The organism is Streptomyces sp. NPDC051243, from assembly GCF_044455405.1.
Lineage (GTDB): Bacteria > Actinomycetota > Actinomycetes > Streptomycetales > Streptomycetaceae > Streptomyces.
On sequence record NZ_JBITES010000011.1, the window covers coordinates 312,816 to 337,937 of the forward strand.

Consider the following 25,122-nt stretch of genomic DNA (forward strand, 5'->3'; position numbering starts at 1 on the left):
GTTCCTCCGAAGTCGTCCGTCGTGGCTCAGAAGTCGTCGAAGTCGTTCTCGAAGTCGTCGATGTCCTCCTGGGTCAGTTCGACCAGGGGGAGGTCGGACGGGGTGAGGCCGCCCGCCGGGGAGTCCCCGGCGTGCCGGGCCAGGCCGTGCAGGGCGCGCTCCCACAGGGCCAGCAGGTCGCCGGCCTCGGACTCGGTCAGGAAGCCGTCCGGCCAGGACGCGGAGACGTGCAGCCGGACGCCGCCCGCCCCCTCGACGGCCACCGCGTTGATCTCCAGCCCACGGGCGGCGGCGCGCTCACCGTCCGGGGGCACCCGCAGCATGGTGGCCTCCGGGGCCAGTTCCCAGGGTTCGCCGGCCGGGCCGGACGCGGCGAAACGGCCCAGGTAGTTGAAGAGGATCTGCGGCTGCGGCAGCTTCTCCAGGGCGGGCGCGGTGTCCGGGTTGAGGTGGCGCAGGAGGCCGTAGCCGAGGCCGTGGTCCGGTACGGCGCGCAGCTGCTCCTTGATCCGCTTGAGCGCCGTGCCCGCGGCGGGCCCGCCGGCCAGCGCCTCGTCGAGGTCCAGCGGGCCGGGGTCGACGGCGACCGGGTGGTAGGTGGTGAACCAGCCGACCGTGGCCGCCAGATCGACGCCCTCGGCGATGTCCTCCTCGCGCCCGTGCCCCTCCAGGCCGACGAGCATGCAGCGGCCGCTCAGGTCGCCGCGCCGCTCCCGCCAGGCCGCCGTGGCGAGTGCGAGAGCGGTGAGCAGGACGTCGGGGACGGCGGCGTGATAGGCGGCGGGGACGGATGTCAGCAGGGACGCGGTGACGTCGTCCGGGAGGACGAGGGTGTGTTCGCGCGGGCTTCCCGTGGTGCCGAGTTCCCGTTCCAGGAAAGGGCGTACACCTTCCGACACACCGGTCCACCAGGCGAGTTCCCGAACTCGCCCGGGCTTGCGCGACTCCTCGGTCAGCAGCCTGCTCCAGGTCCGGAACGAGGTGCCGGAGCGTGGGAGGGCTCGGCCCGTCCGCCAGGCCTCCGCCAGGTCGGATGTGATGATCCGCCAGGACACACCGTCGACGACCAGGTGGTGGGCCACGAGCAGTAGCCGGCGGGAGTCGGTGAACCAGACGGCCTGGAGCATACGCCCGGCCTCCGGGTCGAGCCGGGACAGGGCGGCGGCCAGCTGATCGTCGAGCGCCGCGTCCCGCACCTGGTGCAGCAGGTCGCCCGCACGCACCGCTCCCTCGGCCGGCACCACCAGCGTGTCCGTCAGCCGGGCGCGGAGTACGTCGTGGCGATCCAGTACCGCTTGGAGGACGTCGATGGCGGTGTCGTACGTGAGATCCGGCGGGGTCACGAGCAGAACAGCCTGGGCGAGGCCGCCGTAGGAACCGTCGGGGCCCGCGCTCCAGCGCATGATCGGGGTCAGCTCCGCCTCGCCGACCGGCTCGTCCACGAAGCCGGTGCCGGTGTGTTCGGCGCAGGCGGCCAGGCCGGCCGGGGTCGGCGTCTGGAAGACGTGCCGGGGGCTGAGGGCGATTCCGGCCTTGCGGGCCAGGGTCACCAGGCGGATGGAGACGATGCTGTCGCCGCCGAGTTCGAAGAAGTTGTCGTCGACGTCGACTCGGGCCAGTCCGAGAACGGAGGCGAACAACTCGCAGAGCCGCCGCTCGCGTTCGTTCAGCGGCTCCCGCGTCGGCGCTCCGGGAGCCGTGGTCCCGGGGGCGGGCAGGGAGCCGCGGTCGACCTTGCCGGAGGGCAGCAGCGGGAAGGCGTCGAGAGCGGTGAGGGTGCGGGGCACCATGTGCTCCGGCAGCCGTTCCCGGAGCCAGCCGTGCAGGTCGCCCGGGTCGTCGGCGGCAAGGTAGTACCCGGCGAGCTGCTTGACGCCCGGGGCGTCCTCCCGGATCACCACGACGCCGCGCCGCACAGCCGGATGCTGTTCGAGGATCGCCTCGATCTCCTCCAGCTCGACCCGCATGCCGCGGATCTTCACCTGGTTGTCGGCCCGGCCGAGGAACTCCAGGGTGCCGTCGCGCCGCCGGCGTACCAGGTCGCCGGTCCGGTAGAGCCGCTCGCCGGGCGGGCCGAACGGGTCGGCCACCCAGTGGTCGGCGGTGCGGCGGGGGTCGTTGACGTAGCCACGGCCGAGATAGACGCCGCCGGCGTACAGCTCGCCCGGCACCCCGACCGGCACCGGCTGCAGCCGCTCGTCCAGCACGTGGAGCCGGGTGTTGCCGTTGGGCCGCCCGATGGAGACGGCGCTGCGGATGGCGCCGGTGCGGTAGACGACGTGGCTGACCCCGATGGTGGCCTCGGCCGGCCCGTACCCGTGGTACATCACCGCGGGGCTCGCGGCGCGGAAGCGGGCGAACAGCTCGGGGGTGAGCACCTCGCCACCGCACCAGACGTGCTTGAGGGAGCCGGCGCGCCGGGCGAAGCCGTCCAGCTCCAGGAGCAGGTCGAGCATCGAGGAGACGAGGTAGGTGAAGGTGACCCGGTGGCGTTCGACGGTGTCGAGGAGATAGTCGACGTCGCGTTCGCCGCCCGGCTCGGCGATCACCACCCGGCCGCCGTTCACCAGCGGCAGGAAGATCTCGTTGATGGAGATGTCGAAGCCGAGCGGTGCCTTGAACAGGGCCGCGTCCGCCGTGCCGAAGCCCAGAAGTTCTCGCTGCCACAGCAGCCGGTGCGCGATGGCCCGGTGGCGGATCATGGCGCCCTTGGGGACTCCGGTGGAGCCGGAGGTGTAGATGACGTAGGCCAGGCCCTCGGGATCGACGGGGACGGCCGGGTTGTCCGGCTCGTGGGGGCCGTCGAGGCGGACCTCCACGAAGGGCGGGGCGCCGCCCCCGGCCGGCCCGCCCTGCCCCGGTTTCCCGAGCACGGCCGTCAGTGCCGCGCTGCGGCACACCTCGGCGACCCGGCGGGCCGGCCAGGACGGCTCCAGCGGCACGAAGGCACCGCCCGCCTTCAGCACGGCGAGCAGTCCCACGACCATCTCCACCGAGCGCTCCAGATGGATGCCGACCGTGCGCTCGGGCCCGACGCCCAGCGAAGTCAGCTGCCGGGCGAGGGCGTTGGCGCGGGCGTTGAGCTCGGCGTAGGTGAGTCGCGTGCCGCCTTCGATGCCGTACTCCACGGCGGGTAGGTCCGGTGTCCTGGCCGCCTGTTCCTCGACCAGTGCGGTCAAAGTGGTGGCGGGCACGGGGTGCGCGGTGTCGTTCCACTCCCCCAGCACCCGGGCACGCTCGCTCGGGGTGAGGACGTCGGCCAGGGTGACCGGCAGATCGGGCCGCCGGGCCAGTTCGCCGACCAGGCGCACGAACCGCTCGACCATGTCCTGGGCGGATTCGGGGTCGTACAGGTCACGGCTGTAGACGAGCGAGCCGTGGATGCCCGCGCCGTCCGCCCGTTCGAAGACGTGGAAGGCGAGGTCGGTCTTCGCGGTGTAGAAGTCGACGCGCGGCTCGCTGAGTGTGAGCCCCGCGAAGTCCCTGGTCTCGTCCGGGGCTTGCTGGTGGGCGAGCATCACCTGGAACAGCGGATGCCGGCCCATCGAGCGGGTGGGTGCGAGCGCGTCCACGAGCCGCTCGAACGGCAGGTCCTGATGGGCGTACGCGTCCAGGTCGGTCTCCCGCACCCGGGCGAGCAGCGTACGGAACGTCGGGTCGCCGGAGACGTCGGTGCGCAGCACCAGGGTGTTGACGAAGAGGCCCACGAGGTCGTCGAGGGCTGCGTCGCCCCGTCCGGCGACGGGCGTGCCGAGGGGGATGTCGTCCCCGGCGCCCAGCCGCCGCAGCAGGACCGCGAGGGCGGCCTGGAGCGCCATGAAGACCGTGCCGCCGGCTTCCGCGGCGAGGCTTCGCAGCGTGCCGTGGATCTCCGCGCCGAGGGAGAAGTCCACGGCACCGGCGCGGTATCCGGCGACGGCCGGGCGGGGCCGGTCGACGGGCAGCTGCAGTTCCTCGGGCAGGCCCGCCAACCGCGCCGACCAGTAGTCGAGTTCGGCCTCGGCCACCCCGCCCTCGTCGAGCACCGTGCGCTGCCACAGCGTGTAGTCGGCGTACTGCACGGCGAGCGCGGGCCATGCGGGGCGGTCGTCCCGCGCCCTGGCCGCGTAGGCCGTCTCCAGGTCCCGCAGCAGCGGCTGCGCCGACCAGCCGTCGGTGGCGATGTGGTGGACGAGGAGGAGCAGGACGTGCTCGTCGGGGGCGAGGCGGTACAGCGTGGCGCGTACGGGGATCTCTGCGTCCAGCGCGAACGAGTACCCGGCCGCGTCACGCATCAGCCCGTCGAGCTCGCCGGGCCCCGCCGCCACCACCTCGAAGGGCACGGCCGCGTCCGTCAGGACCCGCTGGAAGGGCGTGCCTTCGTCGTCCGGGAAGACCGTGCGCAGCGCCTCATGACGAGCCACGACGTCATGGAGGGCCGCGCGCAGCGCGTCCGTGTCGAGCCGGCCGGTGAGGCGTACGGCGGTGTGGATGTTGTACGTCGGGCTGGGTCCCTCGAGCCGGTACAGGAACCACAGCCTGGCCTGCGCGCAGGACAGCGGCACCGGGTCCGGACGACGGGCCGGCAGCAGCGGCGGGCGCCGCTCGGCGGCCGGGGTCCGAAGGAGCGGGGCGAGCGCTGCCACGGTCGGCGTGTCGAAGACCGCCCGCAGGGGGACCACCGCCCCGAGTTCGGCCCGGATGCGCGCGATCAGGCGGGTGGCGAGCACGGAGTGGCCGCCGAGGGCGAAGAACTCGTCGTGGATGCCGACGGACGGCAGCCCGAGCAGGTCGGCGAACAGGGCGCTCAGGGCCGCCTCCGCCTCGGTGCGGGGGGCGGTGTCGGTGGTGAGGCCGGAGAGGTCGGGGGCGGGCAGCGCCGCGCGGTCGAGTTTGCCGTTGGGGGTCAGCGGCAGCTCGCGGAGGATCACGACGGCCGCGGGCAGGAGGTGCTCCGGGAGCGTCGCCTTGAGGTCCCGCCTGATCCGCAGAGGATTCAGGGCGCCGCCGGGCCGGGCCACCGCGTAAGCCACCAACCGTGGCTCGCCCGGCTGGTCCTGACGGGCGGTCACCGCGGCCTGGGACACTCCGGGCAGGGCGGCCACGGCCGCCTCGGTCTCCCCCGGCTCGACGCGGAAGCCGCGGATCTTGACCTGGTCGTCGGACCGGCCGAGGAACTCCAGCGCCCCTTGTGCGGTCCAGCGCACCAGGTCGCCGGTGCGGTAGAGGCGGGCGCCGGGCGGGCCGTAAGGGTCGGCGACGAAGCGGTCGGCGGTCAGGCCGGGGCGACCGAGGTAGCCGCGGGCCAGCTGGGTGCCGCCCAGGTAGAGCTCGCCGGGGACGCCCGGCGGCACCGGGCGCAGGAACGCGTCCAGCACGAGGGTGCGGGTGTTCCACACCGGGCGGCCGATCGGCACGGAACCTGCGGCGGACCTGGTCCCCTGGACGCACGACCACGCGGTGACGTCCACGGCGGCCTCGGTGGGCCCGTACAGGTTGTGCAGCTCCGTTCCGGGCAGCGACTCGCCGCAGCGCTCGGCGAGTTCGGCGGGCAGGGCCTCGCCGCTGCACACGATCCTGCGCAGGACGCCGCGGGTCCGCCCGGCGGCGGGGTCGTCGAGGAAGACACGCAGCATCGAGGGCACGAAGTGCGCGGTCGTGACCCGGCGGTCATGGATCAGCTCGGCGAGGTAGGCGGGGTCGCGGTGGCCGCCGGGTCGGGCGAGGACGAGGACGGCCCCGGTGACGAGCGGCCAGAAGAACTCCCAGACGGAGACGTCGAAACTCGCCGGTGTCTTCTGCAGCACACGGTCCTCGGGCCCGAGTTGGTACGTCTCCTGCATCCACAGCAGCCGGTTGACGATCGCGGCGTGCGGGATCACGGCTCCCTTGGGGCGGCCGGTGGAGCCGGAGGTGTGGATGACGTAGGCGGGGTGCCCGGGGCGCAGGGGCCGGCGCCGGTCGTCATCGGTGAGCTCGGCGCTGTCGAAGGCCGCGGCCTCCGCCGCCGTGGTCTCGGCGTCGAGCAGGAGCAGCGGCACTCCGGGCGGCAGGACGCGGGCCGGGTCCGTGGCGGTCAGCACCAACGTCGGCGCGGCGTCCTCCACCAGGAACGCCAGCCGCTCGGCCGGGTAGCCGGTGTCCAGCGGGACGTAGGCGGCACCTGCCTTGAGCACCGCGAGCAACGCCACCACCAGGTCGGTCCCGCGGTCCAGCGCCACGCCCACCAGGTGCTCCGGGCCCACGCCGCGCGAGATCAGCAGGCGGGCGAGGCGGTTGGCGCGGGCGTGCAGGCCGGCGTAGTCGAGTGCGGACGTGCCGTCGTCGGCGATGAGGGCGGGCGCGTCGGGGGTACGGGCGGCCTGCTCGGCGAGAAGGTCGGCGAGGTGGGTGACGGGGACCGGGTGCGCGGTGGCGTTCCAGTCCTCCAGGACCCGGCGCTGCTCGCTCCCCGTCATCAACGGCAACCCGGAGAGGGCGAGTTCAGGGTCGGCGAGAGCGGCGGCGAGGAGTGTCTCCAGGTGCCGCAGGAGCCGGTCGACGGTGTCCGGGGCGAAGAGGCCGCTGCGATAGGTGGCCTCGATCCGCAGCCGTCCCTCGGTGAGGAACGCCTCCAGGGAGAGGTCGAACTGCGTGGTGTCGTTGTGGACGGTCTCCCATTGCGCGGTCACGCCCGGGAGCCGCGGTCCTTCGAGTCCCTGGGTGAGGAAGAGCAGCATGACGTCGAAGTAGACGGAGCGGCCCGGCTGCCGTTCCGGCCTCAGTCGCTCCACCAGTTTGTCGAAGGGCATGTCCTGGTGGGCGTATCCGTCGGTGCACACCCGCTTGACGCGCTCGACGAGTTCCGCGAATCCGGGGTCGCCGCCGAGGTCGGCGCGCAGGGCGAGGGTGTTGCCGAAGTTCCCGATCAGCTTCTCGAGGCCGGGGAGGTCGCGGTTCATCACGGCCGAGCCGATCGGGATGTCCGTGGCGCCGGTGGTGCGGTGCAGCAGAGCCGCTAGACCGGCGAACAGCACCATGAAGGGTGTCGCGCCCGCGCCCCGCGCGAAGCCGGTGAGCCGTTCGGTGACGTCGGGGGCGAAGGTGTGGAAGCGTCGGTCGCCCTGTGCGGTGGGGCGGGCGGTGCGGGGGGCGTCGATGGGCAGGGCGAGCGGGCGGGGTGCGGGGACCAGGGTGGAGCGCCAGTGGTCGAGGTGTTCGGCCAGCCGCTCGTCGGTCCAGGTGGTGCGCTGCCAGTGCGCGAAGTCGCCGTACTGGAGGGGTAGCTGTTCGAGGCTGGCGGGCGACGGGTCGGTCGCCGCCCGGTAGAGGGCGCTCAGGTCGCGGGAGAGCGCGTCGAACGTCCCCCCGTCCCAGGCTATGTGATGCACCGTCAGGACAAGGGTGTGGTCCTGCTCCGAGCGCTGGATCAGCAGCGTCCGCACGGGGTGGTCGGAGGCGAGGTCGAAGGGGGTCGCCGAGGCGGTCCGGGCCAGTTCGGTCGTACGGCGGTCCCGCTCCTCCTCCGGCAGCGCGCGCAGGTCGGCCGTGGCGTGCTCGATCCCGGCCGCGGCGTCGACGATCTGCTCCGGGGTGCCGTCCTCGGCGGCGGGGTAGCGGGTGCGCAGCACTTCGTGCCGGTCGACCAGCCCCTGCAGGGCCGTGCGCAGGGCCGCCGGGTCGAGCGGGCCGCGCAGGCGGATGGCGAGGCAGACGTTGTAGGCGGGGCTGGCGGGGTCGAGCTGCTGGAGCAGCCACATCCGGGACTGGGCGTACGACAGCGGCAGCCGGGGTGCGTCCGGGGGCCGGCGCGGGATCCGTTCGGCACGCGCCGCGGCGTCGGCCAGACCGGCGCTCTCCAGCCTGCGGCGCAGCAGTTCGCGTTTGCGTGCGGCGAGGTCGGCGGTGGGGGTCTCCGTCACTGGTCATCGCCTTTCAGGAGCCGTTCCAGGGACAAGGTCCACAGCCCTGCCAGCTGGTGGATCTCCGGCTCGGTGAAGAGCCGTTCGGGCCACTGCCAGCACACGGAGAGTTCCGCTCCGCTGATCACGGCGTCGACCACGAGCGCGTAGGGGGCGGGCATGTCGGGGTCGGCGCCACTGCCCATGGCCCCGGTCTCGGGCGCGCTGGTGAAGGCGTCGGCCCCGCGCCGCTCACCCATCGTCATCCGGCCCAGATAGTTGAACTGGATCTGGGGTTCGGGGAGTCGGGAGAGGGAGTCGGCGGTGTCCGGGGCGAGGTGGCGGAGCAGGCCGTAGCCGATGCCCTTGTCGGGGAGAGCGGCCAGCTGGTCGCTGATGCGGCGTACGTGGTCCGTGGGGCCGGGGTCGAGCCGGACCGGGAAGACGCTGGTGAACCAGCCCATCGTGCTGGACAGGTCGGCGCCGGGGAGGAGGTGCTCTTCGCGGCCGTGTCCCTCCAGGGCGATCAGCACGGCGGGGTCGGCCGAGCCTCGCCAGACCGGTACGGCGAGGGCCAGCGCGGTCAGCAGCACCTCCTGGACGGAAGCGCCGGTCAGCGGAGCGGTGATGTCCGGGCCCAGCGTGGTCCAGTGCCTGCGGATCGTGGCCCTGGTGTCCCGCGCGGGATCCAGCGGCCCGGCTCCCAGCGGCGGTTCCGGGCGGTCCAGCACCCCTTGCCAGAAGGCGAGTTCGCCCGACCGGCCGGGCACCAGCTCCCGCAGCGCCCGCGCCCACTTTCGGAAGGACGTGCCGGCGGGCGACAGTTCCCCGCCCGCCCACGCGGCCGCCAGGTCGCCCACCAGCACTCCCCAGGACGCCGCGTCGGTCACCAGATGGTGCAGCACGACCAGGAGCCGCCCCTCACGACCGCCGCCGGTGTCGAACCACAGGAACCGTGCCATCGCGCCGCCCGCCGGATCCAGCTCGGCCACCAGCTCGTCGAACGCCTCCGGCACGAGCGTGCCGATCGCCGTGTGGTCCAGCCGCTCGGCGTCGATGCGCCGTACGCAGTCGGTGGCGCGGGCCGAGCCCACGGGTGCGGCCTCGAAGCGCCAGGACCCGTCCTCGTCCCGGGCGAAGACGGAGCGCAGCAGATCGTGCCGGTCCAGCACGGCCTGGACGGTGCGGTGCAGGCCGTCGAGATCCATGTCGGCCGGCGTACGCAGGAAGCGTGCCTGGCTGAGCGCCCGGAAGGGGCCCGGCTGCTCGGTGAGCCAGGTCAGGACCGGGGTGAGCGGGATGTCGCCGGTTCCGGCGTCGGGCACCCGGACCACGGCGGAGCCTTCGCCTTGTGCCGCCTCCACCCGCTCGGCGAGTTCCGCGATCGTGGGCCGCTCGAACACGTCACGCGGCGAGATCGCGAGCCCGGCCGAGCGCGCCTGGCTGACCAGTCGCATCGACACGATGCTGTCCCCGCCGAGCGCGAAGAAGCTGTCGTGCACCCCGACCGTGTCCAGCCCGAGCACCTCGGCGAACAGCGTGGCGAGCCGCTCCTCGACCGGGTTGCGGGGCGGCTGCGCGGCCGGCCCGGCGGACCGGGACGGCGCCGGAAGGGCGGTGGTGTCCAGCTTGCCGTTGAGGGTGAGCGGAAAGCCGTCCACCGGGACGAACGCCGACGGCACCAGGTAGTCGGGCAGTACGGCGGCCACGGCCCGGCGCAGCAGCTCCGATGTCTCCTCGGCGGGCGGCGCGGCGAGGATGACGTACGCGACGAGGCGCCGCACACCCGGCGTGTCCTCGCGTACGACGACCGCCGCCCGCTCGACCAGCTCGTGCTCCAGCAGCACCGCCTCGATCTCGCCGGGTTCGATCCGGTAGCCCCTGATCTTGACCTGGTCGTCGACCCGGCCCAGGCACTCCACCAGGCCGTCCTCGCTCCAGCGGGCGATGTCGCCCGTGCGGTACATGCGTGCGCCGGGGTTTGCCGAGAACGGGTCGGCGACGAAGCGGGCCGCTGTCGCGCCGGGTTGGCCGAGGTAGCCGCGGGCCAGGCCGGCGCCGGCCACGTACAGCTCGCCCTCGACGCCCACGGGGACGGGGTTGAGGTGGCCGTCCAGGATGTACAGGGTGCCGCCGGCGACGGGGCGGCCGATCGCGGGACGCTCACTGAGCGCGAGGTCGCAGTCCGCGGAGTCGACGGTGCATTCGGTGGGGCCGTAGAGGTTGTGCACGGCGAGTCCGTCCGTGTCACGCAGGGTTCGCCAGAGATCCGGCGGTACGGCTTCGCCGCCGACGCCCAGCACCTTCAGGTCGGCCTGCCAGTCGCCGCCCTGGGCGACGAGTTCGCCGAGCAGGGAAGGGGACAGCTCGATGAACCCGATGCCGTGCCCGGCGAGGAAGTCGCGCAGGGCGCTGGGGTCGCGGCGGACGTCCTCGGGGACCATGTGCAGTTCGTGTCCGGCGAACATCCACAGCATGGGTTGCCAGGAGGCGTCGAAGGCGATGGGCCAGGCGTGGCCTATGCGGAGGGGGCGGCCGCCGGTTGCCGTGGAGGCCGGGGCGTGGAGTGCGGTGTTGTGGGCGGTGAAGAGGTTGACGATGGCTCGTTGGGGGATGACGACGGCCTTTGGGCGGCCGGTGGAGCCGGAGGTGTAGATGACGTAGGCGGGGTGGTCGGGGAGCAGGGGGGTGTCGGTGAGGTTGGAGGCGTCGGTGTGTGCGAGGTGCTCACGGGTGTCGGGGTCGTCGAGGTACACGAAGCGGAGGGGTGGAACTGCCGGGTGGGGGCTGGGGGTTGTCTGTGGCTGGTCGCGCCCACGCGGCGGAGCCGCAGAGGTCACAGCCCCGCGCCCCTTGGACGGCGTTGCAGTCGCCGTGGTTATCAATGCGACCGGACGTGCGTCCGCCAACATGCCTGCGACGCGCTCGTGCGGCCACGTCGGATCCAGGGGCAGATACGCCGCGCCCGCCTTCTGTATCGCGAGCAGCGCGGTCATGATGTCCGGGGTCGGCGGCAGGGCGAACGCGACGATCCGTTCGGGTCCCGCACCCAACTCGACCAGGTGCCGGGCCAGTTGGTTCGCGGCGCTGTTCAGTCGCGCGAACGTCAGGCTCCGGCCCTCCCCCACCACCGCCACCGCGTCCGGCGTACGAGCCGCCTGGGCCTCGAAGATCTCGGGCATCGTGCGGTACGGCACCGGCAGCCGTTCCCCCACCCCACCCGCCAGCAGCGCGGTTCGCTCCTCGGGTGCCAGGGCGTCCAGTGCCGCCAGCGGGGCTGCGGGATCGGCCAGTACCGCGTGGAGCAGTCGCTCGAAGCGTTCTGACAGTGCCTCCACACTCGTACGGTCGTAACAGTCGGGGCGGAACTCGAAGACGACCCCGAGCTCCCGCTCCGCCAGCACCGCCAGGGTCAGCGGGTAGTGCGTCGCGCCCGAACCCTTGACCTCGACGATGCGCAGTCCGGCGTTCGCCTCGGCCTCGGCGACCGCCGGCTCGTCGATGGGGTAGTTCTCGAAGACGAGGAGGGTGTCGAAGAGGTCGCCCGCACCGGCGATGCGCTGGATCTCGGTGAGGCCGAGGTGCTGGTGGTCCATCAGGCGGGACTGTTCGTCCTGGAGTCGGCGCAGGAAGGCGCCCGCCCGCTCGCCGGGCGGTACCGTCACCCGGACCGGTACCGTGTTGATGAACAGGCCGATCATGGACTCGGCGCCGGCCAGTTCGGCGGGCCGACCGGCCACGGTCGCCCCGAAGACCACGTCGTCACGGCCCGTCAGACGCGCCAGCAGCAGGGCCCACAGCCCCTGTACGACCGTGTTCACGGTGACGCCCCGGCTTCGGGCGAACTCCTTTACCAGGCCCGTCAGTTCCTCCGTCAGCCGCAGGGTGTGCAGTTCCGCAGGCACCGGGAGCAGCCCGGCGGTCACGGGTGCCAGCACCGTGGGCGCCGCCCCGGCCAGCGCCTCGCGCCAGGCGTCCGCGGAGGCCTCCCGGTCCCGGGAGGCCAGCCAGGCGAGGAAGTCGCGGTACGGCCGTACGGCGGGCAGCGGCGCCGTGGCACCGGGGGCGAGCTGGGCGGCGTACAGCTGGAGCAGTTCGCGGACCAGGAGGGGGATGGACCAGCCGTCCAGGAGGAGGTGGTGGTTGGTGATGATCAGCAGCCAGCGGTCGGCGGTTCGGCGAAGGAGGGTCAGGCGCAGCAGGGGTGGGTCGGTGAGGTCGAAGCGTGCGGTCGCGTCCTCGGCGATCAGCCGGGCCGCCTCGCCCTCCCGCGCGACGTCCGCCTCGGCCCAGTTCACGGGCACCTGCTTGAGGACCACCTGTACCGGGTCGTCCAGGTCCTCGTGCAGGAAGGCGCTGCGCAGGTTGGCGTGCCGGGCGAAGAGCTCCTCGGCGGCGGTGCGCAGCAGGGCGGGTCGTACCGGGCCCTCGATCTCCACCAGGGACTGCATGGTGTAGACGTCCTGGGCGCCGTCGTCGAACAGGGCGTGGAACAGCAGGCCCTGCTGCAGCGGGGAGAGCGGCAGCACGTCCTCGACCAGGGAACCGTCGTCCCCGGGTGCCTTGCTCATCGAGTCCTCCACCTCGCCTTGACGTTGTCGAGCTGCGACTGGCTGAGTGACACGAGCGGGGCGCCGGTCGGAGTGAACTCCTCGGGCGCGGGGTCGGTTTCGTCGGGCAGGGCCCTGGCGAGCCCGGCGGGCGTGCGGTGGGTGAACACATCGCGCGGGGACAGGGCGAGCCCGGCTCGGCGGGCCCGGTCGGCCAGCCGGACCGAGACGATGCTGTCGCCGCCGTGCTCGAAGAAGTCGTCGTGGACGCCGGCCCGTTCGAGGCCGAGCACCTCCGCGAACAGCCCGCACAGCACCTTCTCCGGTTCGGTGCGGGGCGCTTCGAAGGTGCTGGTGCCGGTGAAGTCGGGGGCCGGGAGGGCGCGGCGGTCGAGCTTGCCGCTGGGGGTGAGCGGCAGTGCTTCCAGGACCACCACCGCCGACGGGACGAGGTGACCGGGAAGCCGCTCTGCGAGCGCCCGGCGCAGGGCGAGGGCGTCGAGGGCGGCACCGGGGGCTGCCACCAGGTAGGCGACCAGGCGCCTCGGCGCCCCCGCGTCCTCCCGCACCACGACCGCGGCCCGGCCGACACCCGGCAGCGCACGCGCCGCCGCCTCGATCTCGCCCGGTTCGACTCGGAAGCCCCTGATCTTGACCTGGTCGTCGGCCCGGCCGAGGAACTCCACCGTGCCGTCGGGCCGGAGCCGGGCGAGGTCGCCGGTGCGGTAGAGGCGGCTCCCTGGCGGGCCGAAGGGGTCGGCGACGAAGCGTTCGGCGGTGCGGGCCGGTTGGTTGAGGTAGCCGCGGGCGAGGCCGGCGCCGGCCAGGTACAGCTCGCCGACCGCGCCGACGGGTGACGGGCGCAGGAACGGGTCGAGGACGTGGACGCGTGTGTTCGCGATCGGCTGTCCGAGCGGCACCGGGCCCTCGCCGCCGTCGTGGAGGTGGATCAGGCTGTCGCCGGCCGCCTCGGAGCAGCCGTAGAGGTTGACCAGTCGGGCCCGCGGCCAGCGCCGGCTGATCGCCTCGGCCAGTTCGCCGGGGAGGGGTTCGCCGCTGGAGATCCAGGTGCGGACGGTGGAGAAGGCGTCCGGCGGGGCGGATTCGACGAGGGTGGTGCAGAGGCTGGGGACCACGGTGAGGAGGGTGGCGCGGTGGCGGTCGGCCAGCGCGGCGAGCGCGGTCGGGTCGCCGGCCGCCTCGTCGTCGGCGAGGGCCACCGCCTCGCCCGCGACCAGGGCGCCGAGCAGTTCGGTGAGGCCGTCGATGAAGCTCAGCGGGCTCTTGGAGACACGGACACCGGACGGATCGGCACCCAGGTCCCGGCCCCAGGCGAGGCGGTTGGCCAGGGCCCGCTGGGTTCCGATCACTCCCTTGGGGCGGCCGGTGGAACCCGAGGTGAAGATGACGTACGCGGGGTGTTCGGGCGACAACGGCGGGCGCTGCCGTACGGCCTCCTCCGCGTCCGGTGGGCATACCGACTCCGGCTCGATGCCGAGGTGTCGCGCCGTGGACGCAGCGCAGATCACGAGCCGGGGTTCGGCGTCGCCGAGCATCAGGGCGATGCGGTCGGGCGGGTAGCCCGGGTCGACCGGCATACAGGCCGCGCCCGCCTTCAGTACCGCGAGGAGCGCGGTGACCAGATCCGGGCTGCGGGGCAGGGCTACGGCGACCACGGACTCGGGGCCCGCGCCCCGGGCGTTCAGGGCGGCCGCCAACCGGTCGGCGCGGGCGTCGAGTTCGGCGAAGGTCAGGGTGGTGTCGCCGTGGAGGACGGCGGGGGCGTCGGGCGTGCGGGCCGCCTGGTCCTCGAACAGGGCGCGGACCGTGGTGTGCGGGAGGGGGCGGGCGGTGTTCCGCGGGGGGTGCAAGTCGGTGGAGAGGCCGGCGACGGGGCGGGTGGGATCCTCGGCGAACTCGTCGATCAATCGCTGGAGTTGGGTCGCGATGCGGTCCACCGCCGCACGGTCCAGGGCACTGGGCTGGTGGCTCAGGGTCAGGGTCAGCCGGGTGCCGGGCAGGGCTGTCAGGGTCAGTGGGTAGTGCGTGGCGTCGTGGACCGAGACTCCGGTCATGCGGGGGCCGCCGGGGCCGAGGGCGGCGGCGATGCCGTCGTGGTCGATGGGGTAGCTCTCGAAGACCAGCAGGGTGTCGAAGAGGACGGCGTGTCCGGCGGCCCGCTGGATGTCGGCCAGGCCCAGGTGCTGGTGGCCCAGGAGGGCGGACCGCTCCGACTGGAGCCGCGCGAGCAGGTCCGCGAGCGGCTCCTCGGGGCGCAACCGCACCCGCACCGGCAGGGTGTTGATGAAGAGGCCGACCATCGTCTCGATGCCGGGGACGTCGGCGTCGCGGCCGGAGACGGTGGCGCCCAGGACGACGTCCGTGCGGCCGGTCAGCCTGCCGAGCAGGACGGCCCACAGGCCCTGGAGCACCGTGCTGACCGTCACCCCCTGGGCGCGTGCGGCACCGGTCAGCGCCGAGGTCTTGGCCTCGGAGAGTTCCACGACCAGCCGCTCGGGCTGCTCGACGGGCCGGTTCCGCGCCTCCGGCGCGATGAGTGACGGTTCGTCGAGACCGTGCAGGGCCGCCTTCCAGGCCTCCCGCGCGGCCTCGCGGTCCTGGCGGGACAGCCAGGCCAGGTAGTCGCGGTAGGGCCGTACGCGGGGCAGGTCGCCCCCTCCGGGTGCGTACAGCTGGAAGAGTTCCCGCACCAGGACGGGGGCGGACCAGCCGTCCCAGAGCAGGTGGTGCGAGGTGATCAGCAGGCGGTGGCTGTCCTGGTCGAAGGTGACCAGCCGGAACCGCACCAGCGGCGGCCGGGTCAGGTCGAACCGCTCGGCCCGGTCGGCGGCCAGCAGCCGTTCGAAGGCCGGCTCACGCTCGTCCGGCGGCAGCGACGACAGGTCGGTGACCTGCCAGGGAAGCCCGACCGTACTCCTGATCACCTGGACCGGACGCCCCGAGCGCTGGGTGCGGAAGGCGGCCCGCAGGTTGGCGTGCCGGGCGAGCAGCTTCGCGACGGCGACGCTCATGTACAGCTCGTCCACGGGCCCTTCGAGGCGGAGGATCATCTGGCCGGTGTAGACGTCGTGGGCCCGCTCGTCGTACAGGGCGTGGAAGACCATCCCCTCCTGCATGGGCGAGAGGGGAAGGACGTCCTCGACGACCCGGCGGCCGGCCATCAGCCCTCGGCCCCGCGCATGGCCTCGGCCAGGCTGCGCGGGCGCATGTCCGTCCAGTGCCGCTCGACGTACTCCAGGCAGGCGGCCCGGTCGGCGGGGCCGTGCACCGAGGACCAGCCCTCCGGTACGGGCGCGAAGTCGGGCCACAGGGAGTGCTGGCCCTCGTCGTTGACCAGGACGCGGAAGACACCGCTGTCGTCGTCGAAGGGGTTGGCCATGGCTCAGTTCCTCTCCTGCTCGCCGGCCTCGCGTGGCACGGTGTGGGTGAAGTTGCCGGAGAACTGGTCGGCCGCACCGGGGACCGGTTCGGCGGGGTCGGCGCCGAGCGCGACGATCCGGTTGGCCTTGTCGACGTGGACGACCCGTGGTCGGTGGGCGGCCCGCTCGGACTCGTCGAGCGCGGCGAAGGACATGATGATCACCAGGTGACCGGGGTGGACGAGATGGGCGGCGGCGCCGTTGACGCCGATGACGCCGCTGCCGCGTTCGCCGGTGATGGCGTAGGTGGTGAGTCGGGCGCCGTTGTCGATGTCGACGACCTGGACCGCTTCGCCTTCGACGATGTCGGCGGCCTCCATGAGGTCCTGATCGATCGTCAGCGATCCCACGTAGTGCAGATCTGCCTGGGTGACGGTGGCTCGGTGGATCTTGCCGTTCAGCAAGGTGCGGTGCACCATGACCCCCTGAGGAGACTACTTAGGTGAGGCTAACCTAAATCAACATCGGCGGGTGGGGAAGGACGGTCACTGAAGAACTCCAGGAGCACCCGGTTCAGTTCGTCCGGGCGCTCCAGGTAGCCGTAATGGCCGCATCCCTTGATCTCCTGGTAGACCGCGCCGGGGATGGCGTCGGCGACCTCGCGGCCCAGCTGCGGCGGGAGGATGACGTCGTCCGCGAAGCCGACGACCAGGCACGGCACGTCGACGGCCCGGTAGGCGTCCAGCCGGCCGTCCGGCACTTCCAGGTCCAACTGCGCACGCACGCCGGGGCCTCGGGGCTGCGGGGAGAACTCGAAGAGCTCCAGCCAGTCCTGGATCTGCCGGTCGTCGTCCAAGGTGGCCGGTGACAGGTTCCGCAGGGCGCGGATCCAGGCGGCGTAGGCGGGCGGCAGCTCCGATCCGCTGTCGTACAGGGCACGTTCGGCCTCGGCCATCGCGGCGCGCAGGACGTCGGTACGGCCCCGGGTGGCGATCAGCACGCCCTGCCGGACGAGTCGGGGGCGGGCCAGCATCAGCTCCTGGACGACGTACGCCCCCATGGAGACGCCGACGAACCGGCAGGGCGCGAGGCCGAGGTGCTCGGCCAGGCCCGCCGTGTCGGCCACCAGGTCGTCGACGGTGAAGCCGTCCGGGCACTCGTCGGTCGGGGGAATGCCCCGGTTGTCGAAGGTGACGGCACGGTACCCGGCGTCGACGAGCGCCGGCACCTGGTGGAGGTGCCAGGCCCGGCCCCCGGCGCCCTGGCCCATCACCAGGACCACCGGCTCGCCCTCGCCGGTGTCCTCGTAGTGGAGCCGGATTCCGTTGATCCGCGCACTCGGCATGGTCTACCGCCCTGTCGTCCGAGGCCGTGTCAGTCGACTGCCGGTGAGGCTTCGGCGGGCGCCGCCCGGTCGTCGCCGTCGGGGTCCGCGGGCCGGCTGAGCGTGGCCTTGCGCAGTCCCGGCATGGCCAGGGCCAGGGCACCCACGCCCGCGAGACAGACCAGTCCGCCCACCACCACGGCCCCGCTCGACGACCCGAGCGCCCTGGCCACCAGTCCCGCCTCGACGTTGCCGACGGAGGGACCGGCGGTGGCCTGGGCCAGCCACAGGCTGCCGACCCGGCCCTGGAGCCGGTCCGGCGTGTAGTGCTGGAGCAGGGCGCGGCGCAGGATCTCCGAGGCGGTGTCACCGAGCCCGGCCAGGGCCAGGAAGACCAGCGCGAATCCCAGGTTGGGACTGAGGCCGAAGCAGGTGATCGCCGCGCCCCACACCGCGACCGCGCCGATCAGCGCCCGTCCCGTGTGGTGCACCCGGCCCGTCCAGCCGCTGGTCAGCGCGCCGAAGAAGGAGCCGACCGCGGGGGCGGTGTAGAGCAGTCCGACGGTGGACGGGCCGCCGCCGAAGTGCTCGGTGCCGAGTTCGGGGAAGAGCGCGTACGGCATCGCGAACACCACCGCGCACACATCGATCAGCAGCAGGCCGGCCACGACCTGGTTGCCGCGCAGGAAGCGCAGCCCCTCCCCCATCGCCTTCAGCGGATGCTGCGCCTCGGCCGACCCGTCGGGGGGAAGCTTCGGCAGCGGGGCGAGCAGGGCGAGTCCCACGACGTATATGGCCGCGTCGATCGCGAAGCACCAGGCGACGCCGGGCCCGGCCGCGATCACTCCCGCGAGCGACGGTCCGGCCATGCCGCCCAGTTGGGCGGTGAGGGTGGTCAGCGCGCCCGCCGCGGCCAGCTGTCCGGGCGTCACCAGGGCAGGAGTGGCGGCCATCATGGCGGGGCCGCCCAGGCCGCTGGTGCCGCCCGCGAGGACCGCCGCCACGAAGACGAACCACACCTGCGGGTCGGGCAGCGCGGCGTTCACCGCGAGCCCCGCGATCACCACGGCGGTCACGGCCCGGGTGACGAGCATGACCCGCCGCCGGTCGACGCGGTCGGCGAGCAGACCGCCCGTGACCAGGCCGACCAGCAGCGACAGGCCCAGCACCAGGCTCATCAGGCCCACTTGGACCGACGAGCCGGTCAGGGTGTAGATCTGCAGGCTGGCCGCCACCGAGGTGAGGTGGGTGCCCACCATGGAGATCGCCTGGGTGGCGAACATCAGTCTGAAGTCCCGGCCGGCGCGCAACGGCGCTACGTCGATGACCACTTCTCCCAGTCGCACGCGCGCTCCTAACCCTGTGCGGGGACGACGTAGGGGGCGACGCTGCGGAGTTTCTCGCAGGTCTCCTCCAACTCCCGGGCCGGGGTCGACCCGGCCAGGATGCCGGCGCCGGCCCGCAGCCAGGTGCGGCCGTCCTGCTCGAAGATGCTGCGCAGCACGAGGGCCGCGTCGAGGGATCCGTCGCCGCCGGCCCGCAGCACGGCCCCGCTGTAGATGCCGCGCGGCTCCTTCTCCAGCCTGGCGATGCAGTCGTACGCCGGGGCCTTGGGAATGCCGGAGGCGGTCACCGCCGGGAACACCGCGCGCAGGGCGTCCCAGGCGGTGGCGGAGTCGGCGAGCAGGCCGTGCACGCTGGAGCCGAGGTGCTGCACGCTGCCGCGCCGGCGGACGCTGAGCAGGTCGCGCACCGAGACCGTGCCCGGACGGCAGACGGTGGCCATCTCCTCCTCGGCGAGTTTGACCGAGAGCACGTGTTCGGAGATCTCCTTGGGATCGGCGAGGAGTTCGGCGCGCAGCCGCTCGTCCTCCCGCTCGCCGAAGCCGTGGGCGCGGGTGCCGGCGAGCGGCTGGGTGACGACCTCGCCGTCGGCGCTGACCTCGGCGACGGTCTCGGGGCTGAATCCGGCCACCCGGCGCCCGCCGAGGTTCAGCAGGAAGGAGCGGGCTGGGGTGTTGTGCGAGCGGCCGTGGACGTAGGTGGCGACGAAGTCGACCGGGAAGGGCACGTCGACGGACCGGGACAGGATGACCTTCTGCAGGCCGGAGGTCTGTATCTCCTCGATGGCCCTGGCCACCATGTCCGGGTAGCGGCCCTCGGCGTCCGAGACGTCGATGGGGCGGGGAACGGCGGCGGGATGCGCGTCGGCGCGGCCGAGTAACCGGGTCAGCGCGTCCAGCGTCTCGTCGTCGGCGCTGCGGATCAGAGCTCCGTCTTGACCGAGCCTCACTTCGCTGTGGGGCACGAGCAGATGGAGCAGGTCGTCGTCACCCGCGCGGTCGGGGCGGCCGGCGTGCAGATGGGAGAACTCGAAGGCCATCCAGCCGTAGGCGTTCCAGCCCTCGACGGCCATCCGGCCCAGTTCCGCGTGGACTTGGCGCAGTGGGTGGGGCCCGAGCGCGGTCACGGTCTCCTCGCGGAGCCATCGGCGGCGGATCTCGGAGCGGCGGACCAGGATCTCGCCGAGTGCCCCTCCGGCGAACCAGACGTCGCCGCTTTGTTCGTAGATCACGTACTGGTCGAACAAGCCCGACTCCGCCAGCCCTGCCGCCAACTGGACGGGGTCTCCCGGCAGTTCCGTCTCCGCGCTCCGATAACGCAGCAAGGACCTACCTCCCTGGACTTAGGTTAACCTAACCTAATTCGCTACAGACCCTAGCCCCCGCGGTGCGGCGCCGTCCAGATCACACATCCAGGCTTGACCGCGTTGCTTCATTAGGCAAGCCTTTCCTAAACAACAGGCGGGAGTTGAGCATGCTCGACGGTTGGGTGCCCTGGCCGGACCTGTTGGCCGAGAAGTACCGGGCACAGGGCTACTGGGAAGGGCGGCCGCTGGACCGGCTGCTGAGGGCGAGCGCCGAGCGGACGCCGGGGCGGACCGCGCTCGTCGACGCCGACGGAAACCGCTGGACGTACGCCGAACTCGACCTGCGCGCCGACCGCACGGCCGCGGGTCTGTGGCGGATCGGCATCGGCGACGGCGACCGCGTCGTGGTCCAACTGCCCAACACCGACGCCTTCGTGGTGCTCTTCTTCGCGCTGCTGAGGGCGGGCGCGATCCCGGTGCTGACCCTGCCCGCACACCGTGAGAGCGAGATCGTGCACGTCGCCGAGGTGTCCGGCGCCACGGCGTACGCCATTCCCGATCTGCACGACGGCTTCGACCACCGCGCGCTCGCCCGGGCAGCGCGCAAGGCCGTGCCCGGCATCGAGCATGTACTGGTGGCGGGCGACGCCGCCGAGTTCACCGCGCTCGCGGACGTCGACGCCGACCCGGTACCGCTGCCCGAGGCCGACCCCGGCGACGTGGCCGTACTGCTGCTGTCCGGCGGCACGACCGGCAAGCCGAAGCTGATCCCGCGCACCCACGACGACTACACGTACAACGTCCGCGCCAGCGCCGAGGTCTGCGGCTTCGACGCCGACACCGTCTATCTGGTCGTGCTGCCGACCGCGCACAACTTCGCGCTGGCCTGCCCCGGCCTGCTCGGCACGCTCATGGCGGGCGGCACCGTCGTACTCTCCCCCACGCCGAGCCCCGAGGACGCGTTCGCGCTGATCGAGCGGGAGAGGGTCACCGCCACCGCCGTGGTCCCGCCGATCGCGCTGCTGTGGCTGGACGCGGTGGAGTGGGAGGAGGCCGACCTCTCCTCGCTGGGCCTGCTCCAGGTCGGGGGCTCCAAGCTGGGCGCCGAGCCCGCCGCCCGGGTCGAACCGGCCCTCGGCTGCACGCTCCAGCAGGTGTTCGGCATGGCCGAGGGCCTGCTCAACTACACCCGGCTCGACGATCCGCCCGAGCTGGTGGTCGGCACCCAGGGCCGCCCGATGTCCCCCGCCGACGAAGTCCGCGTCGTCGACGAGGACGACCGCGATGTACCGCCCGGCGAGAGCGGCGAGCTGCTCACCCGCGGCCCCTACACCCTGCGCGGCTACTACCGCGCCCCCGAGCACAACACCCGCGCCTTCACCACCGACGGCTACTACCGCACCGGCGACCTGGTGCGGATCCTGCCCTCCGGGCATCTCGTCGTCGAGGGCCGCGCCAAGGACCAGATCAACCGGGGCGGCGACAAGATCTCCGCCGAGGAGCTGGAGAACCACATCCTCGCCCACCCGGGCGTGCATGACGCGGCGGTGGTCGGCATGCCCGACGAGACGATGGGCGAGCGCACCTGCGCCTACCTCGTACCGCGCGGACAGGCGCCAGGACAACGGGAGTTGGCCGTGTTTCTCACCGAGCGAGGGGTCGCCGCGTATAAGCTCCCCGACCGGGTGGAGGTCGTCGAGGCCTTCCCCCGGACCTCGGTAGGCAAGATCGACAAGAAGGCGCTCGGCCGGCTGATCGCCGAACGCCTGCGCGCGGAGGGCATTGGTGGCGACTGAGGCCGAGGCGGCCCCACTGGTACAGACGGAGAAGCAGCCCCGCAGGCGCCGGACCTCCACCCGCACCCTCGCCGTGGCCGGCGCCCTGCTCCTGCTGGCCGTCGCCGCGATGCTCAGCCTCGCGATCGGCTCGCGCGCGCTGCCACCGGCCGTCGTGGTCGACGCGCTGCTCCACGACGACGGATCGACCGCGGCCTCGGTGATCTGGGACGTCCGCGTGCCGCGCACCCTGGCGGGCATGGCGGCCGGTGCCGCGCTGGGCGTCGCGGGCGCGCTCATCCAGGCGCTCACCCGCAACCCGCTGGCCGATCCGGGGCTGCTCGGCATCAACGCGGGCGCCGCCACCGGAGTGGTGCTGTCCATCACGGCTCTGGGCATCACGAGCCTGTGGGCGGCGGTGTGGTTCGCCATGCTGGGCGCGGTCGTCGCCGGCCTGCTGGTGTACTCGCTGGCCTCGGGCGGGCGCGGCGGCGCCACTCCGGAACGGCTCGCCCTCGGCGGCGCGGTGATCGCCGCCGTGTTCACCGGCATCAGCCAGACGCTGATGCTGCTCGACGCCCAGGCGCTGGACCAACTGCGGTTCTGGAGCGTGGGTTCGCTCGCCCGGGCCGGCAGCGAGACCCTGACGACGATCACGCCGTTCGTCGCGGTGGGGCTGGTGCTCGCCCTGGCGCTGGTACGGCCGCTGAACGCGCTCGCGCTGGGCGACGACGGCGCCCGGGCGCTCGGCGCGCACGTGGACCGGACGCGGTTCCTCGGCCTCGCGGCCATGACGCTGCTGTGCGGCGCGGCGACCTCGGCCGTCGGGCCGCTGGTCTTCGTCGGCCTCGCCGTCCCGCACATCGCCCGCATGATCGTCGGCGCCGACCAGCGCTGGACGCTGCCGCTGTCCCTGCTGCTGGCACCGGCCCTGCTGCTCTTCGCGGACGTCCTCGGCCGGGTCGTCGTACGCCCCGACGAACTGGACGCGGGCGTGGTCACCGCGGTGGTCGGCGCCCCGGTGTTCATCGCCCTGGTCCGTTACCGCAGGGCGGTGACCGGATGACGGCCCCGGCACCGGCCCGTACCGCCGGTCCCCGCACCCGTTCGCACGTCGTACGGAGCCGCTCGCACCGTTTCTCCCTGCGGGTGGACGTGCGCACGGTGACGGTGTGCGTGCTGGTGCTCGCCGCCACCGCCGGGGTCGGGGTCCTCGCTCTCGGGACCGGCGAGTACACCATCTCCCCGGCGGACGTGGTGCGCACACTGCTCGGCAACGGCAGCCCGCGCACCGACTTCGTGATCAACGACCTCCGGCTGCCCCGCCTGCTGACCGGCATCCTGGTCGGCGCGGCGCTCGGCCTGAGCGGTGCCCTCTTCCAGAGCCTGACCCGCAATCCGCTGGGCAGCCCCGACATCGTGGGCTTCACCTACGGCTCGGCCACCGGGGGCCTGCTGGTCGTCCTGCTCATCGGCGGTACCGGCGGGCAGATCGCGATGGGCGCGGTGGGCGGTGGTCTGGCGACCGCGGTCCTCGTGTACCTGCTGGCGTGGCGGCAGGGCATCCACGGCTACCGGCTGGTGCTGGTCGGCATCGGGGTGAGCGCCCTGCTGCAGGGGGTGAACGCCTATCTCCTGGCCAAGGCCCGGTTCACCCAGGCGGCACAGGCGATGGTGTGGCTCAACGGCAGCCTCAACGGCCGGAGTTGGGCGGATGTCCGCCCGGCCGCGCTCGGCCTGCTCGTGGTGCTGCCCCTGGTGGCGCTCATCGCGAGCGGGCTGAAGATCCTGGAGATGGGCGACGACGTCGCGGGCGGACTCGGCGTACCCGTCCAGCGCACCCGCCTCGTCCTGCTGGTGCTGGCCACGGCGGCCTGCGCGGTGGCCACCGCCGCGGCCGGCCCCATCCCCTTCGTGGCCCTCATCGCCCCGCAACTGGCCCGCCGGCTCACCCGGGCCCCCGGCCCCAACGTTCTGGCCGCCACCTGCACCGGCGCCTTCCTCGTGGTGACGGCGGACTTCGCGTCCCAGCGCATCCACGAGACGGCCCAACTGCCGGTCGGCGTGGTGACCGCGGTCGTCGGCGGGGTGTACCTGGGGCTGCTGCTGCGCCGGCAGCGGCGGGCAGGGCGGATGTGAGCCCTCTCAGTGCCCGTGCCCGCCGGTCCCGTCCTCCTGCGCGGGCGCCTCAGCGGCGGGCCCGTCCGCGGGAGACGCGTCAGTGGTGGGCGCCGCGGCGCCCGCCCGGACCGTGAACGCCGCGGTGTGCACCTCTCCCTCGTGCTTGAAGTCGAGGAACAGCCGGTACGCGCCGCCGCTCGGCGCCGTCGCAGCGAACGAGATCTCCGGACCGGGCTCGGTCGTGCCGTCGCCGGGCTCCCCGCCCGGGTGGACGTGGAGGTAGGCGAGGTCGCCGGAGCGCAGGGCGACCAGGTGGCCGTAGGCGCCGAGGTAGGGCTGGAGGTTCGTGACGGGCTGACCGTTCCGGGAGACCTTCAGCTTGAGTTCGCTCTCCTTGCCCGGGCTGAGGGCGCCGTCCAGGCGGACCTCGTAGCCGTGGATCTTCACGGTGGTGTCCGACGCGGGCAGTTGCTGCGGCTGGTAGGGGCCGGACGCCGCCAGGTCCGCGCCGAGGACGAGGTTCTCGGCGCCCTTCCGCGCCGGGGTGAAGTCGGCGAACACGCGGTAACCGCCCGCGCGGGGCAGCTCGACGGGGATGCTCCAGGTGCCGTCGGCGGCGCGGGTGGGGTGCAGATGGCGGTAGGTGACCAGATCGCGTGAGGCCACGATGAGGTGCAGTTCCTTCTCGTGCTCGCGCTGGAACGCGGTGACGGCGCGGCCGGCGCTGTCGCGGATGACGAAGCTCAGCTCGGAGCGCTTCCCCGCGGTGACGCTCGGGGTCTTCAGGTCCAGGGTGTAACCGCCCTCGGAGATCTGGAGCCCGCCCGGCGTCGCCTCCCGAGCGCCGCCTCCTCCCGGTGTCGGCGAGGCTTCGCCGTGGCCCTCGTGGCGGGCGGGCGCCGAGTCCTCGACCACGGGGTCGAGGCCCTGGCCCACGCCGTAGGCGGTGCCGAAAGTCGCGGCCAGGGCGGCGGCGAACGCGGTGATCCTCAGTCCGGCATGCATGGCGGTCTCCTGCGGGTCGGTTGCCTCGGTGGGTTCCTTCGATGCACTTCACCATACCCCTGGGGGGTATAAAGTCAACCCGGCTCCCCGCTTGCGTCGACTACCCCCCAGGGGTATACATGGACATCGGCAAGGATACCCCCACCCCGTACCACGGGGGACCGCACCCCCGATTCCAGGAGGAGCCCATGTCCACCACCACCTACGCCGTCTCCGGTATGAGCTGCGCCCACTGCAAGGCCACCCTCACCAAGGTCATCGGCGAGCTGGACGGCGTCACCGAGGTCGGCGTCGATCTCGCGACCGGCCAGGTCACCGTCACCAGCGCCACCGAGCCCGACGACGCCCTGATCGCCGAGGTCGTCGACGAGGCCGGCTACGAGCTGACCGGCCGCGCGGCCTGACCCGCACCCGAACCGTCCGGGCCCGGCCGCACCGGGCTCCGGACCCCACCCCGC

The 25,122-nt window shown here is 73.0% G+C and carries 13 protein-coding genes; 4 read left to right on the plus strand and 9 right to left on the minus strand.

Annotated features, from left to right (window positions below; translation table 11 throughout):
• Window positions 1-26 precede the first annotated feature (26 nt).
• The 8 genes from ACIBAG_RS28680 to ACIBAG_RS28715 are packed head-to-tail and all read right to left on the minus strand — an operon-like array spanning window position 27 to window position 19,781.
• A complete protein-coding gene (locus tag ACIBAG_RS28680; protein WP_399108798.1) occupies window positions 27-7,880 on the minus strand; it encodes an amino acid adenylation domain-containing protein in 7,854 nt (2,617 codons plus the stop codon).
• Entirely contained in the window at window positions 7,877-12,430 is a 4,554-nt protein-coding gene (locus tag ACIBAG_RS28685) for an amino acid adenylation domain-containing protein (RefSeq protein WP_399108800.1), read from the minus strand. The genes ACIBAG_RS28680 and ACIBAG_RS28685 overlap by 4 nt, the downstream gene beginning before the upstream one ends.
• Window positions 12,427-15,591, minus strand: a complete 3,165-nt coding sequence (locus tag ACIBAG_RS28690) for an amino acid adenylation domain-containing protein (protein ID WP_399108801.1) — start codon at window positions 15,589-15,591, stop codon at window positions 12,427-12,429. Before ACIBAG_RS28690 ends, ACIBAG_RS28685 begins: the two co-directional genes overlap by 4 nt.
• Entirely contained in the window at window positions 15,591-15,809 is a 219-nt protein-coding gene (locus tag ACIBAG_RS28695; RefSeq protein ID WP_399108803.1) for an MbtH family protein, read from the minus strand. Before ACIBAG_RS28695 ends, ACIBAG_RS28690 begins: the two co-directional genes overlap by 1 nt.
• Window positions 15,810-15,812: 3 nt before the next feature.
• On the minus strand, window positions 15,813-16,268 hold the full coding sequence (gene panD, locus ACIBAG_RS28700) for an aspartate 1-decarboxylase (RefSeq protein ID WP_399108806.1): 456 nt from the start codon (window positions 16,266-16,268) through the stop codon (window positions 15,813-15,815).
• 29 nt (window positions 16,269-16,297) lie between these two features.
• The gene (locus tag ACIBAG_RS28705; RefSeq protein WP_399108808.1) at window positions 16,298-17,134 is read right to left on the minus strand and encodes an alpha/beta fold hydrolase; all 837 of its coding nucleotides are present in this window, start codon (window positions 17,132-17,134) and stop codon (window positions 16,298-16,300) included.
• A 29-nt stretch (window positions 17,135-17,163) separates the two neighbouring features.
• Window positions 17,164-18,459 carry an enterobactin transporter EntS gene (gene entS / locus ACIBAG_RS28710; RefSeq protein ID WP_399108810.1) on the minus strand — a complete coding sequence of 432 codons (1,296 nt, stop codon included), beginning with the start codon at window positions 18,457-18,459 and terminating at the stop codon, window positions 17,164-17,166.
• Between the two features lie 8 nt (window positions 18,460-18,467).
• On the minus strand, window positions 18,468-19,781 hold the full coding sequence (locus ACIBAG_RS28715) for a salicylate synthase (RefSeq protein ID WP_399108812.1): 1,314 nt from the start codon (window positions 19,779-19,781) through the stop codon (window positions 18,468-18,470).
• Between the two features lie 149 nt (window positions 19,782-19,930).
• Here ACIBAG_RS28715 and ACIBAG_RS28720 point away from each other — a divergent pair, with 149 nt between their 5' ends.
• From ACIBAG_RS28720 to ACIBAG_RS28730, 3 genes are read left to right on the plus strand one after another with little or no spacing between them, the layout of a single operon-like run.
• A complete protein-coding gene (locus tag ACIBAG_RS28720; protein ID WP_399108814.1) occupies window positions 19,931-21,559 on the plus strand; it encodes a (2,3-dihydroxybenzoyl)adenylate synthase in 1,629 nt (542 codons plus the stop codon).
• Complete coding sequence (locus ACIBAG_RS28725) at window positions 21,549-22,604, plus strand: FecCD family ABC transporter permease (RefSeq protein ID WP_399108816.1); 1,056 nt, start codon at window positions 21,549-21,551, stop codon at window positions 22,602-22,604. Before ACIBAG_RS28720 ends, ACIBAG_RS28725 begins: the two co-directional genes overlap by 11 nt.
• Window positions 22,601-23,677, plus strand: a complete 1,077-nt coding sequence (locus tag ACIBAG_RS28730; protein ID WP_399108819.1) for a FecCD family ABC transporter permease — start codon at window positions 22,601-22,603, stop codon at window positions 23,675-23,677. Before ACIBAG_RS28725 ends, ACIBAG_RS28730 begins: the two co-directional genes overlap by 4 nt.
• A gap of 6 nt (window positions 23,678-23,683) precedes the next feature.
• On the opposite strand, the gene ACIBAG_RS28735 is transcribed toward ACIBAG_RS28730, so the two are convergent.
• Complete coding sequence (locus tag ACIBAG_RS28735) at window positions 23,684-24,664, minus strand: hypothetical protein (RefSeq protein WP_399108821.1); 981 nt, start codon at window positions 24,662-24,664, stop codon at window positions 23,684-23,686.
• A gap of 188 nt (window positions 24,665-24,852) precedes the next feature.
• Here ACIBAG_RS28735 and ACIBAG_RS28740 point away from each other — a divergent pair, with 188 nt between their 5' ends.
• Window positions 24,853-25,068: a heavy-metal-associated domain-containing protein gene (locus tag ACIBAG_RS28740; protein WP_399108823.1), complete on the plus strand. Its 216-nt coding sequence runs from the start codon at window positions 24,853-24,855 to the stop codon at window positions 25,066-25,068.
• Window positions 25,069-25,122 lie beyond the last annotated feature (54 nt).

Bases quoted from the DNA above. Each gene is read 5' to 3' on its own strand.
- ACIBAG_RS28705 (WP_399108808.1), bottom strand. From the start codon at position 17,134: ATGCCGAGTGCGCGGATCAACGGAATCCGGCTCCACTACGAGGACACC.
- ACIBAG_RS28735 (WP_399108821.1), bottom strand. From the start codon at position 24,664: ATGCATGCCGGACTGAGGATCACCGCGTTCGCCGCCGCCCTGGCCGCG.
- ACIBAG_RS28730 (WP_399108819.1), top strand. From the start codon at position 22,601: ATGACGGCCCCGGCACCGGCCCGTACCGCCGGTCCCCGCACCCGTTCG.
- ACIBAG_RS28690 (WP_399108801.1), bottom strand. From the start codon at position 15,591: ATGGCCGGCCGCCGGGTCGTCGAGGACGTCCTTCCCCTCTCGCCCATG.
- ACIBAG_RS28695 (WP_399108803.1), bottom strand. From the start codon at position 15,809: ATGGCCAACCCCTTCGACGACGACAGCGGTGTCTTCCGCGTCCTGGTC.
- ACIBAG_RS28740 (WP_399108823.1), top strand. From the start codon at position 24,853: ATGTCCACCACCACCTACGCCGTCTCCGGTATGAGCTGCGCCCACTGC.
- ACIBAG_RS28685 (WP_399108800.1), bottom strand. From the start codon at position 12,430: ATGAGCAAGGCACCCGGGGACGACGGTTCCCTGGTCGAGGACGTGCTG.
- panD (WP_399108806.1), bottom strand. From the start codon at position 16,268: ATGGTGCACCGCACCTTGCTGAACGGCAAGATCCACCGAGCCACCGTC.
- ACIBAG_RS28720 (WP_399108814.1), top strand. From the start codon at position 19,931: ATGCTCGACGGTTGGGTGCCCTGGCCGGACCTGTTGGCCGAGAAGTAC.